The sequence below is a fragment of the Bradyrhizobium sp. 23 genome (genome assembly GCF_023073295.1).
Lineage (GTDB): Bacteria > Pseudomonadota > Alphaproteobacteria > Rhizobiales > Xanthobacteraceae > Bradyrhizobium > Bradyrhizobium canariense_D.
On the sequence record NZ_JADPJF010000039.1, the window covers coordinates 1 to 12253 of the forward strand.

A 12253-nucleotide genomic window follows, 5' to 3' on the forward strand; every position below is an offset into this window, starting at 1 on the left:
ACGGTCCTTCCTTTGTGGCGCCTCTCTACGCGACCACGTTAGGCACTTTTGATGCCGGTTCGAAGGGCCGTTCCACACCATCACCTCTGATGAGTTCAAGCGCCGGCTCGCGTTGGTATCACAAAGGAATCAACCTGATGCAGCGAGCCCTACGTCCGTCCGTCCTGGTTCCTCGCAGGTTTGATGTGGAGAGCGCCGTCTGTGACGGCGCCGCGACCGTGATCACCATCCGTCCCACGAGCGGGACGAGTTTCTGTCCTGGATTCGGAGCCAGTTTTCTGACCACGACTGCACCAAAGTTCCATCAGAGCCCCCTTTGAACGCGATCGGGGTCCCAGTCCAACGCCCATTGACGTGAAACAGCCTTGTACCGCTGTCGGGAAGCTTTTCTTCGTCACCTTGCATCTCTCGATATCAGTGACGCTTTGCATGCTATCATCGAAACATGGAGTGCGCAGCCTAGCTCGGACCGAAAATCAAATAGAGCATGATGAGGCCCACGAGCACGGTCCAGGCAATTGATGTGGCGACAGTGCGTATCTGCGCTGGCATCGACGCCCCTCCCGCAAAAAGGGACCGCTTGCACTGAAGAAACGGCCTCTTGAGCCTGGCTTAAAAAATGTCCGGATGAAATCTCTTCCCCGGGTCGGCCATCATCAAAGGCCGAATTCGGCACCCTGTGAAGTCACAAGCGGTTCGACGATCGACGGAACAATTCTGGTGTTGCGAGAGAGACACACTTGATCATGCAGTATCGTTCAAATGGGCTCTGTTGTATGTCCAACCAGGATCGGTCGGAGATCTCATGTCCTCGATTCGACGGGACCCCACCAGCCATTGCTGCCGTCACTGGTCTGGTACCCTGTTCGCGATCGCAGTCGCTGCAATTGGCAGCCTGTTCATCCATTGCCGACCCCCCGCAGCTTACCCAAACAAGCCCCCCAGATCTATCGGCCCCAACTGTGATCAACTATCTCAAAGCCGCAGCAGCCCAGGCGAAGCTTCAACCACCGCTCGAAATATCGCCACCAATCCCAGCGCCCGCGAACTCGTCCATCCCGTGGATCGTCTGCCTGCGAAGCGGAGCCACGGAGCAGACAAAACGCTGGGCTTACAGTGGTTTCTTCAAAGACAACGAGCTGGATAACTTCCGATATTCAGCCACCGTCGAACGTTGCGAGTCGCAGACCTTCCGTCCGCTTTAAACAACGCGTGCGCGATGGTCTGGAGCTCCGCGCGATCAGAGTCATCTGCTTGGGATCGAAGCCGCCCGAGCTCGACGTCAGTCGACTGTATGGGCCGCGACCTCTGCAACAGCTCCAGCATGGCCAATTGAATAGCGGCTCGCCAGCGAACAGAGGGAACAATGATATGGCGGAGACGGACGCAACCTATCTATGTGACAAGTAGGCCTCGTAAGCACAGTTCACCCCCTCCGTGAGTGACGTCGTCGCGCGCCAGCCGAGATTGGCGAGGCGGCTGACGTCGAGCAGCTTGCGCGGCGTGCCGTCGGGCCGCGAGCTATCGAAGCTGATCTCGCCGCTGTAACCGACGATTTCGGCGACCACGCGCGCGAATTCGGCGATGGTGATATCCTCGCCGGTGCCAATGTTGACCAGCTCGGCACTCGAATAGGTCTTCATCAGATGTACGCAGGCATCCGCCATGTCCTCGACATAAAGGAACTCGCGCCGCGGCGTGCCAGTGCCCCACACGGTGACGCTCTTCGCGTCCGTAACCTTGGCCTCGTGGAAGCGCCGGATCAGGGCCGCCACGACATGGCTCGTTTCGGGGTGATAATTGTCGCCGGGACCGTAGAGATTGGTCGGCATCACGCTGATGAAGTCGCTGCCGTACTGGCTGCGATAGGCCTCGGCCATCTTAATCCCGGCGATCTTGGCGATCGCGTAGGGCTCGTTGGTCGGCTCCAGCGGACCGGTGAGCACAGAGTCCTCGCGCAAGGGCTGTGCGGCGTGCTTCGGGTAGATGCAGGAAGAGCCCAGGAACATCAGCTTCTCGGCGCCGTTCCGATGCGCGGCCTGGATCACGTTGGCCGCGATCGCGATGTTCTCATAAATGAATTCGGCACGCAGCGTGTTGTTGGCGACGATGCCGCCCACCTTTGCCGCGGCGAGGAAGATGACCTGCGGCCGCGTCTTCGCGAACCAGTCGAACACCGCGGCCTGGTTGCAGAGATCGACCTCGCGCCGGTCCACGGTGACGAGCTTGACGTCCTCACGTTCCAGCCGGCGCGCAAGCGCGCTGCCGACCATGCCATGATGGCCGGCAACGTAGACGGTCTTGCCCGTCAGCTCAAACGGCGCGTTTGCCACTTGCCGCGTCCCGTTTTGCGTCCGTCAGATCGCTCGCCATCATCTCCGCGACGAGCTCTGCAAAGCTTCGCTTCGGCGTCCAGCCAAGCACCTCGCGCGCCTTGCTGGCGTCCCCGACGAGGAGATCGACCTCGGTAGGGCGGAAATAGGTCGGATCGATCTTCACCACCGTCTTGCCAGTCTTGGTGTCGACGCCGGTTTCGTCGACGCCCGCGCCGCGCCATGCGATGCGGCGGCCTACTTGGGCGAACGACAGCTCGACCATTTCTCGCACGGAGTGCATCTCGCCGGTGGCGAGCACGAAATCGTCGGGCTTGTCCGCTTGCAGGATCTTGTGCATGCCCTCGACATAGTCGCGCGCATGGCCCCAGTCGCGCTTGGCCGAGAGATTGCCGAGATAGAGCGTCTGCTCCAGCCCGACCTCGATGCGAGCGACAGCGCGCGTGATCTTACGCGTGACGAAGGTCTCGCCGCGGATCGGGCTCTCGTGATTGAACAGGATGCCGTTGCTCGCGAACATGCCATAGGCCTCACGGTAGTTCACCGTGATCCAGTAGCCGTAAAGCTTTGCCACGCCGTAAGGCGAGCGCGGATAGAACGGCGTGGTCTCCTTTTGCGGAATCTCCTGAACCAGACCGTAGAGCTCGGAGGTCGAGGCCTGATAGAACCGCGTCTCTTTTTCCATGCCGAGGATGCGGATCGCTTCCAGCAGGCGCAGCACGCCGATGCCGTCGGCATTGGCGGTGTATTCCGGGCTCTCGAAGCTGACGGCGACGTGGCTCTGGGCCGCAAGATTGTAGATCTCGGTCGGCCGAATCTGCTGCACCAGGCGGATCAGATTCGTAGAGTCCGTCATGTCGCCGTAGTGCATCAGGAATGGCACCTCGCCGACATGCGGGTCCTTGTAAAGATGATCGACCCGGGCGGTGTTGAACGAGGACGAGCGCCGCTTGATGCCGTGCACGACATAGCCAAGTGACAACAGATGCTCGGCCAGATAGGCACCGTCTTGGCCGGTCACGCCGGAGATCAAAGCCACACGCTCCGTCATACGTTCCTTTTCCTCCACTCGGGCAAGGCGTCAATACGATGGCAAATCTGCCGCTGCTACCATTTGAACATTACTGCGCTCTGGTCAACCCGCGGAACCGCCGCCCGATGAACTCACGAGCTACGGAACCGCAGAAAAAAAAGGACGGCCGAGGTCAACAACCAGATTAACTGGGCTAAGCTGATCTCTCAGCTTTACTCGAAGAGAAATGGCACGTTTCGAAACCGGTTGGAGATCTGAAGATTTGAGAGACGGCCCCGAGCGAGGCCTAAGACCCCGATACGTGCCGAGAGAACTGGCGCTGGCATTCGGCGATTCAGCACAGGTTGCAAGAAGTGTCATGATCCTCAAGGAACGTCCTCAGACCTGCTCAAAGCGGAATTGCGGCAGCAGCTTTCTTGGTTGAAGTTATGGTGATAGGGATACACAATGCGATGGGTATGGGTTGTGATAGCTCTAATCGTCTCGAACTTGGCGACGGGTTACTTCGTCAATAAAAACTCGATTCCGAAGATCGATCCTTATCGAGATATGAACGAAGCGATGACGGCAATGTCGCAATCATCTCGATACGTGGTCATTCTCGGCGACAGCGTCACGAAGCGCGCCCGCTGGCCTAAGCAAGTCTGCGGTTACAGTTTAATCAACATGGGCATTGCCGGCGCCAGGGCTTCGACATTTATTCAGTATAGCCAAGAGATGAAGCTTAGAGGCCTGAAGCCGTCGCTTACCGTCGTTGCTTTGGGCACCAATGACGCCCTTCAGATGAAGGGAATCGACTTTGATAGTTCATTCGAGCTATTGCTCCGCAATCTCCATCAGCCCTTATCGCTGGTGACCGCTTTCCAACCTGCGGTCGCGGAGGTCAACAAGAAAATAAGAACTTGGGCGGATCGAGAAGAAGCCCTCGTTATCGAAACGGAAGGCCTCCCGATCCCGACAGATGACGGCATCCACCCCGCTAAGGCCACATTCAACAGTTGGACTGACGTCGTCTTGGCGGGAATACGGAAAGGCCTCGCTTGCCCTTAGATAATCCTGATAATTGAATTGCAGGCGATCAGCGGGGGATTGTCCTAGTCACGGCTTGCGAGCCGTTCGTGTAGGCTACGCTTATCGAATTGGTCCCGGAAAATACGCTGGTAGTGCCGGAGCGGATCCGCGCGCATACGGCTGCACGCTGAGTACCGTCATTGGCTTGAAATGCTGCCTAAACGGCGGTTGAAGTTGGGACGCTGAGGTTCGCCGCGCCAGCAGAAATACTAATAACCTGCGAAGCGTTTACCGAAGTCAGAGAAGGGATTTAGTTGTCCGCCAACCGCTGAACATCATCCGCGCGGCACCGTGTTAAAGCTTGCCCTGCTCGTGCTTGATTACATTTTCGTCGCGTCCAGCATCCGAGGAGGTGTCGCCTTCGGCAACGTGTTGATCGTCTACTCGTTGCTCGAGATCTCCTTTCTCAGCGCGTTAGGCCGAGGCTGCGCTGACGTGGTGGAGAACGGGCTGGGCTGGGTCGTGACGCCGGGCCGCCCCGATCAGCTCGCGGAGGCGGTCCGCGGCGTCGCAGCGCGCGCAGTGGGCCGCAGGGAAGTTTGACCGCGCCGCCGCGATGAACGGCTATGCCGAACAATCTTTCGGCGGTGTCAGCGAGCAGCTGCCAGGCTCACCAAGGCGTGTGGGGCGAGGAAGATGTGCCCACGGCCAGCCGCAACCCCTGCGACATGCTGAGCGGCGGCGTCCAGCCCGTCGAAAGCGCGGCGGAAGTGTCAATCTCCATTGATCCTACCAAGCTGTGGCGCAGCTCCGGCCTTATCGCTTGGAGCGCAAGCGTCAGCACGCTCAATGGCACCGGTAACAGGATGGGGGTCCGGTTCATCGCCTGTCCGATTCGACGGACGAAGGCAGCGGTCGAAATCTGCTCGCTGTCGGAGACCAGATAGATCCCATACGGAGGCGCCGCCGGCAGGCCCAGCAGGTGAACGACAAAGGACGTGAGATTCTGCACGCTGATAAATGCACGCTTGTTATCGACAAGGCCAAGAGGAAGTGGAACTCGTCTTCTGATCGCGCCTGCGAGATGACGGAAGTTGCCGAGCGAATCGCGGCCATACACCAATGGTGGGCGCACCACAGCCACCCGCATCCTAGAGTGAGAGGCCAGACGCTGCAGGGCGGTCTCAGCCGCCGCCTTGGATTGTCCGTAAACGCCGCGCGGCACCACCTCGTCTTCTGGCGTGAACGGGCCTCGCCCGTCGGTCGAGCTTCCATTGACCAGAATCGTGCTCAGGAACACGAACTCGGACACCCCCGCCCGCGCGGCTGCTTGCGCCAATTGTATTGTGCCTTGGGTATTCACCGCGTCGTAAAGCTCACTGGCGTGCTCTTCATTGCGGTGGTGCACCCGGGCCGCCAGATGGATCACCGAATCCACTCCCGCAACCGCCGCGGCCCAATCGGTGGTCGGTCCGATGGAACCGACCACGACATCGTCCCCCCGGTCCCGTCCGTCGCGCAAGGCCCGGCGCACGTGATAACCCATGCTATCAAGCAAGGAGACCAGATTGCGCCCGATAAATCCAGTTGCACCGGTGACGAGAACGACCCGTGGATTCATGGCCGCGCGCACTCCATGGGTACCGGTCAATGTGGATGTGCTCGGACGACCTGCTTGATGGTCGAGACGAAACTTTCGGCAAATTCCCGCACGCGCTCGCCCACTTGATCGTTCATCTCGCGCGCGACGAAGGCAGAATGCTCAAAATCTCGAAGGTGGGCGGCGAGCGCGGCGGCATCATCCGTGCCGAAATAACGCGCCCGCTGTTCTGCCTGTTCACGGTGCACGTCGATGTCAGACAGTATCATCGGGACGCCGAACGATTTGGCTTCCTCGACCGTTGTGCTCCAACCTTCGAAGCGCGACGGATTGATCAGCGCTGTGCTGGCGCGCAGAAGGGCGTAGACATCGCCGAGCGGGATCATGCCGAGATATCGGAACTGCTGCGCCAGACCACGGTCCGCCGCTTCGCGCAGAATTTGCTCAAGATATTCCGGTTCATGCGGATCGCCCCCCCCGGATGCCACGACGACCGGCCGGACGTCGTGCTGCGCAAGCGAAGCAAGTGCGTCCAGAACGATCCAGTGATTTTTGTGGCGCCAAAACTGGTTGGGAACATAGAAGTACGTTCTCGGCAAATCGTACTTCTGAATCACCTCAACCGGATCCAGCTTGAGCAGCTCGGCCGAAGGCTCGCAGGCGAACCTCACGACCGCGGTTCGGCCCTTCGTACGCGGGTAGTAGGAAAGGCAATCCCGCTCGGCACTGCGGCTGCTCAGAACGATGGTGCGGCCGGACAGGACCTGCAGCTGAAAACCCAATTCACGTCGTCGTCTTGCGTTACTGGAGAACAGGTGCGGCAAGTGCCGATGCTGAAAATCAGGGATCCAGGCAACGGTCGGATAGGGAGTTTTCCAGCCGAAGAACCGAGCGTTCTCCCATACCGCATCGATCCGATGACTGCGAAAGGTGGAGATCGCACCGCGATCCTGCGCGAACATGGTCGGCAGCAATGAGGTTAACGCGGGGCGATCGAAATTTGCGGAGCAGACGATCTCAGCAGCCGGGACCTGTCTGATCAGGGCGAGTTCGCGGGCGTCGTGACCTTCGCTCGCAAACACCACGGCTGTGATAGCGCTCGGGCAGTATTTCGCAAGCGCATGGAACAGGTTCAGTTGATAGTTATATCCACCCGCCCAAGCCTTGCGAGAAATCAAAGTGAAGGCGAGCCGGATGGTGCGAACGTCACTCAATGGTCCTGTCCCTTGAACCAGCTTACATACTGAGCAATACCGTCCGGAACCGGGATGCGCCAACTGAAGGGAATTTCGGACAGCTGACCCGCATCGGCGACAAGGCTGAAAGGATCGCCCGCACGGACCAGACCCGAAAAACGCGCGGGAATATCGCCGCCCCAGGCTTTCGTTACCAAACGGACAATCTCCGCGACGCTGGTCGGAACGCCGCTGCCGCCATTCAACACCTTCAGGGGCACCCCGTCAGTTCGCGCGAGCCCCGCAAGCAGCCGCACGACATCCCGTACATCGATCCAGTCACGCGCTTCGTTGCCGGTGCCGTCGAGCACGAGTTCGCGCCGGCCTTGTTCAAGCCGCACGCAGAGGTCCCACAACAGCTGTTTGCGCAACGCGGGACCGTAGACCGAAAACAATCGGAGGATGGTCGCGCGGATGCCGAACGAATCCGAGTAGCTGCGGCAAAGCTGCTCCATGATCAGCTTGTGATGACCATAGGGCGACATCGGCTGCGTTTCGGCCTCCTCCGAAATCGCGCCGGCATGATGGGCGCCATAGACCGCCGCGCTGGACGCAACGATCAGCCGACAGTCCGGCGCGGAGCCTCGCAACCATTCTAGCAATCGGGCCGTACTCGAAACGGTGCGCGAAAAATCCTCGAAGGGTTGCGCGATGGATAATCCAACCGATGATCCGCCTGCAAGGTGGAAAATTGTCGATGGCAACCCAGACCGGCCCGCGAGCGCGTTGAGATTAGCTGCGTCGATCTCACCGTTCAGCCATTCGCTCAAACCGATGCGTTCGCGGTCAGTATCTTCGATAGAGCCGTGGCCGATGCCATGGACGGCGCACCCTTGATCCGCCAACACCCGAACCAGGTGTCGACCAATGAACCCACTGGCGCCGGTTACCCACATTATCATGATCGCGCCTTGCGGCAGATAAACGAATAGAGTCGCCCCGGGCGGTTATCGAAACGCTCCGCCACGGATAGCAATGAGGTGAAGACGCGCTTTGATCCAAGTGCGACGCGCCAGAGAGGCCTCATTGGAATTTTGCGCGAGAGTTCTTCCACGATGGCATCACGCAGACTATCTATTGTGTATGGGAAGAGATTGATTGGACTCTTTAGTGGTGGAAGAATCTCGACACTATCAAAACCTGCACCACTGAGCGCGCTTATATATCGATCAAGAAGAAATGCGTGCTCCCCACCATAGAGGTGGTGCAGCGGATGCTGATCGAGAAATTGCCTAAGATCAGCTTCCTTGCTGATCACATGCTCGCGCGCTGCGATAAACATTCCACCCGGCCGTAGTACGCGATACGTTTCGCGGCACGCGCTTTCGAGATCGCGGGTATGATGCAGGACGGCGCGCGCAAACACCGCATCGAAAGTGTCATTAGCAAACGGCAAGCGTTCGGAAACTTCCTCGACTACATTAATTTGCAGCCCGGCCTCGGCGGCGAGCGCTCGAATAGCCGCAGCGCCAACGATCTCGCTGGGATCAGGTTCTAGCGCCGTGACACTGAACCCTTCGCGCGCTAGCGCATAGCTAGCGATGCCCCGTCCGGCCCCCACGTCCAGTGCGGCGCCAGTCCGTCCGTCCAGGATCTGCGAGACAGCCTGCCATTCATCGCTAGAGAAATAGCGCTCTGCTGCTGCGATCAGGGGATCATCGTAAAACGCATCCAAAACAAGCTGCCGCTGATTCGGCTGGTTGCGTAGCCAGACCACAGCGTTTTCCCACGTCTGAAAGCGGGTGGAATCCGCTACGTCAATCTTTACACTTGGTAGCCCTTGGGAACCGGTCATACCAATTCTCGAAATTTCGTCCATTGCCGCTGCTTGCTATAGCGGTCTTTCACCATGGCGCAACCCGCCTGGGCGATAGATGCTGCCAAAGGTACGTCAGCGGCCAGCTTTTGGATTAATTCCGGTATTTGATGAGGAGAAGAATAGGTCAACATTGTTTCGCCCGAAACAAAGCCGTCCGGATAGCGCCCCGCATCCGTGAGCAGGACTGCGCCACAACCCGTTGCCTCAAAGCATCTCATATTCCCGCGATCTTCCCCCGCCATATCTACTGCGCCGTTGAATACGATTCGGGTTTTCGCGAACGCCGCGTAGACGTCTCGACCATACAGCGGACCTGAGCGGACGGTCCGTATTTCCTCCGGATGGCGGTAAGAACCAAGGCCAGGAAAGAGAGGCATAGAGTTAGCGACTCTCGTAAGACGTGAATCTTCAAGATAGAAGCGCGCTCGGATACCCGGCGTCGATGCGGCTGCCTTTAGTGCTTCGGCCCGCTTCAAGTGATGGCGTGAAAATCCGCCGACGAAAACAAGATCAAACTCAGGACGCCGCGCCGAAGCATAAACATCCATCACGGGATCATGCGCAGGGAAGAAATAGGCCGTCCTGCAGCCTTTCTGTTGCCAGTCGTCGAGTATCGATGGAAAATTGCACACAATAAGGTCATACTTCGTGAGATTGATGCTCCCAGAAGGTGCGGCCCTCCAACCGATTGTTTTTTTTACGCAGCCGGGCAGCTTGGCAACGAACCCACTGTCGAATCTCATGGGGTCGAGATTATAAAAGACTTCAGTGCGGTGATGCTCGATCTGCGCAAGTAGAATTTGTTCAAGGCTGTCCGTTCTCAGGCCGTTCTCCCTCGCCCAAAGCATCTGCAATTGCTCATCATCACCATTGGTATAGAACGCTTCTGGGCTATCTGACAGAATTGGCAAAAGGATATGAGAGGCAGTAAACCTTGTATCCAAAAACTGAGCTCGTCCGGCGGCAAAGGTGTGGTACGGCACTTTCGGACGGTGCTTACGGAAACCGCGTGACAAACCGTTATTTTGAAATAAGCGCACCTGATGATCAACTCTTAGGGGGCCAAATTTGGTGAAGCGCTTAATTCGCGTACGACTCGAGCCGGATTCCCAACTGCCACAGCATACGGCGGAATGTCACGAGTAACGACCGAACATGCTCCGACGACAGCTCCTTCGCCAATGGTAACTCCTTTTAGAATGCTCACGTTGAATCCGATCCATGCCTTGTCCCTGACGACAACCGGTGCGTGTGCGACCTGTTTCCAGTTCTTTTGACTTTTTTTCCAGTCACGAACGTCGTTGCGGCGTTTTTCCCAATCGACGCTGTGGGAATCGTGATCAACGATCGTAATCCCCCACGACATGATCACATCATCACCGATGACGACACTCCGATAGCAGACGAGATTGCTCCTCCCTATGAAAGTTCGACTTCCGATTCGAACCTCGCCACCCTCGTCTTCGAAATTGATGTTCGCATGGACGATCGATTGATCCCCGACCAAAAGTCGATTTCCCGCGATACCCGCAATCCGCCGCCAAGTCAGCGCTGTTTCGCGGCCAATCAGGATTCTTCCTGAACTCCAGCCGCGCCAGCCAAGCGCCTTATCAATTAGTCCATTTATTAACGCTTGTACCATTCGTTCCAAAGGCCCTCAAAGCGGACATGTGACCAACTCTCAATACGATCAGCGTCGGCGGCCCTGTGAATCCCGAACGCAGCAACGCACGCAATTGGACGCCAAAATTAGCTAGATGGCCGGACATCCCCAGAAGATGCAAACCGCCCTTTCAAATTATTATTACAACTTTGCCTCCTATGGGAATTGAGTTTCACACTTCGGGCCACTCAATTTCAACGTTGCTTTTTCCGGTGATATGTTCCGCCATCGCGCAATGCCGCCGGAGATCGCGCCGATAGTGAGAAAAAATGTAAGCTCCCGGCTTAGTGTGCCATGGGCCAGCCCCAACAACGCGGCAAAACCGAAAGTTGCGATCAGGAACATCAATGGCGGAAGCTCAGCCGGATCGGTCCTTCTAATCAGCCCCGGCAGGAATAAAAAGGGGAACAATGTCAATGCTAACAAAGCGGCGCCACCAAGCCAGCCCGCCTCGATCAGTCCTTGCAAATAGATATTGTGGACCTGATGACCTTTTACGCATGTGAGCTTTTTGAAGCTGTCCAACCCCAGCCCAAAAAAACCAGACCTAGGCACCAAATAGAAGGCGTCCTGGTACAAGGCTCGCCGAATTGAAACCGAGTTGTAGGTACTCACCTCGCCTCTGCAGCTAGGCGGCAATTGCTCCGGAACAGGAATGCCGCTAGCGGGATTAACAATCCGCTTCAAGATTCCGGAATTCGACGACGACAGGATTAATTCCGGCGTCTTCGTGAACGCGACTTCCCGCAGGCTCGCCGACGACTCATCGGCTTCGTCAAGCGCGGCGGTCGCGAAATTATACACACTTTCATATCGAACTATGAGCCCGCTAGAAATCCCGAGAAGGACAATAGCCATTATCATAGCGAGGCGCCACGTGCGCGCGCGGTCCCGCATGCCGATGGAAACGACCATCATGAATCCTATCGACACAAAGACCACAACAAACGTATAACGCACCAGCGATGCAACGAACAAAGTAGTTGCCAGATAAACTAATATCATCAAAGGCCAGGATTGTATCTTTCGGTCCGCTCGAGAATACACGAATCCAAAGATCAGCGGTCCCAACGTCATAGCAAACAAGTTCACGGCGTGTTCAAACCCAAAGACGATCGGCCGCTTTTCTGCAACTCCCCACACTCTATAGAGCTCGGGAATGGTAGCGGCACATGTCAGAGCAACAACTCCGACAGAGGCAATAAGTGCGTAGCGCGAAAGCGCCGCCAATTTCTCCAGACTGGTCAGTCGTCCTGCGACATACGCAAGAATGCCGCACACAGCGAATAACGCGGCTTCTTTGAGTTCTGTAAAATTCCAATACTTCACACCGGCGACCACAATCGAAATTAAAATGACAAAAAACAGACCATCCAGCACTGATAAATGAAAAGGAGACCGACTCAGGAACCCTAGGCTGCAAAGACCAATCACTAGAAAAGCCAGTACCGAGCCGGTCGCAAGGGAGTTGCCCGACAAACCCAACCAGCCGAAGATGAGCAGAAGCATCGGGAATATCACAAGCGCGATCGCAAACAAAATTGACGGCGCCCTTAGCA

Annotated in this window: 11 protein-coding genes; 2 read left to right on the forward strand and 9 right to left on the reverse strand. The window is 57.3% G+C overall.

All coding sequences use genetic code 11. The annotated features are described in order from the left end of the window. Positions 1-1391 precede the first annotated feature (1391 nt). Together IVB32_RS08600 and gmd are read right to left on the reverse strand one after the other, a co-directional pair. Positions 1392-2333 (reverse strand): GDP-L-fucose synthase, encoded by a 942-nt coding sequence (locus IVB32_RS08600; protein WP_346731095.1) that lies wholly within the window; start codon positions 2331-2333, stop codon positions 1392-1394. Then, entirely contained in the window at positions 2314-3384 is a 1071-nt protein-coding gene (gmd, locus tag IVB32_RS08605; protein ID WP_247410117.1) for a GDP-mannose 4,6-dehydratase, read from the reverse strand. Before gmd ends, IVB32_RS08600 begins: the two co-directional genes overlap by 20 nt. A 429-nt stretch (positions 3385-3813) precedes the next feature. Here gmd and IVB32_RS08610 point away from each other — a divergent pair, with 429 nt between their 5' ends. Continuing rightward, positions 3814-4416 (forward strand): hypothetical protein, encoded by a 603-nt coding sequence (locus IVB32_RS08610; protein ID WP_247410119.1) that lies wholly within the window; start codon positions 3814-3816, stop codon positions 4414-4416. A 312-nt stretch (positions 4417-4728) separates the two neighbouring features. After that, positions 4729-4980 carry a hypothetical protein gene (locus IVB32_RS08615; RefSeq protein WP_247410121.1) on the forward strand — a complete coding sequence of 84 codons (252 nt, stop codon included), beginning with the start codon at positions 4729-4731 and terminating at the stop codon, positions 4978-4980. Positions 4981-5047: 67 nt separating this feature from the next. On the opposite strand, the gene IVB32_RS08620 is transcribed toward IVB32_RS08615, so the two are convergent. From IVB32_RS08620 to IVB32_RS08650, 7 genes are all read right to left on the reverse strand, one after another. After that, on the reverse strand, positions 5048-5998 hold the full coding sequence (locus IVB32_RS08620; protein ID WP_247410124.1) for an NAD-dependent epimerase/dehydratase family protein: 951 nt from the start codon (positions 5996-5998) through the stop codon (positions 5048-5050). Between the two features lie 26 nt (positions 5999-6024). Beyond that, positions 6025-7191: a glycosyltransferase family 1 protein gene (locus IVB32_RS08625; protein WP_247410125.1), complete on the reverse strand. Its 1167-nt coding sequence runs from the start codon at positions 7189-7191 to the stop codon at positions 6025-6027. Continuing rightward, positions 7188-8108, reverse strand: a complete 921-nt coding sequence (locus IVB32_RS08630) for an SDR family oxidoreductase (protein ID WP_346731096.1) — start codon at positions 8106-8108, stop codon at positions 7188-7190. Before IVB32_RS08630 ends, IVB32_RS08625 begins: the two co-directional genes overlap by 4 nt. 2 nt (positions 8109-8110) lie before the next feature. Next, a complete protein-coding gene (locus IVB32_RS08635; RefSeq protein WP_247410127.1) occupies positions 8111-9007 on the reverse strand; it encodes a class I SAM-dependent methyltransferase in 897 nt (298 codons plus the stop codon). Beyond that, complete coding sequence (locus tag IVB32_RS43015) at positions 9004-10071, reverse strand: glycosyltransferase (protein WP_247410128.1); 1068 nt, start codon at positions 10069-10071, stop codon at positions 9004-9006. Before IVB32_RS43015 ends, IVB32_RS08635 begins: the two co-directional genes overlap by 4 nt. 14 nt (positions 10072-10085) lie before the next feature. Continuing rightward, complete coding sequence (locus tag IVB32_RS42915) at positions 10086-10673, reverse strand: acyltransferase (RefSeq protein ID WP_276576774.1); 588 nt, start codon at positions 10671-10673, stop codon at positions 10086-10088. Between the two features lie 177 nt (positions 10674-10850). Further along, entirely contained in the window at positions 10851-12203 is a 1353-nt protein-coding gene (locus IVB32_RS08650; RefSeq protein WP_247410129.1) for an O-antigen ligase family protein, read from the reverse strand. Positions 12204-12253: the final 50 nt, after the last annotated feature.